Genomic DNA, 300 nt, shown 5'->3' with positions numbered 1-300 from the left:
ATGCCCCACGGATTCCGCCCTGGGAACATGCCTTCACCGACGCTTCGAACTTCTTGCCAAACGGCACGACGCCAGTGTGATAGGCCAGGCCGCCACGGACAGCAGAGCCTTCAGCGCGGATCATGCCCAGATTGCCGCCCAGACCCGCGCGTGCTGCCCCGTAGAGGCTCGCCACGTCACATGCCGCATTGATCTCGGCCAGTGAGTCGCTCGCCTCTACTACGACACAGGAAGAGAACTGGCGAAGCGGAGTGCGGACACCGCCCCAGATCGGAGTCGGCAAAGAGCCCTCGAAGGTGG

At 64.0% G+C, this 300-nt stretch carries 1 pseudogene; it reads right to left on the bottom strand.

Annotated features, from left to right (window positions below):
* Positions 1–300, bottom strand: a pseudogene (locus R0J88_RS19430) (ribonucleotide-diphosphate reductase subunit alpha); the annotation flags it as partial.

It is taken from the genome of Pseudoalteromonas sp. SIMBA_162, assembly GCF_046535955.1.
GTDB lineage: Bacteria > Pseudomonadota > Gammaproteobacteria > Enterobacterales > Alteromonadaceae > Pseudoalteromonas > Pseudoalteromonas marina.
The sequence above is the reverse complement of the archived record's forward strand: the minus strand, read 5'-3'. Positions and strand labels throughout refer to the sequence as shown.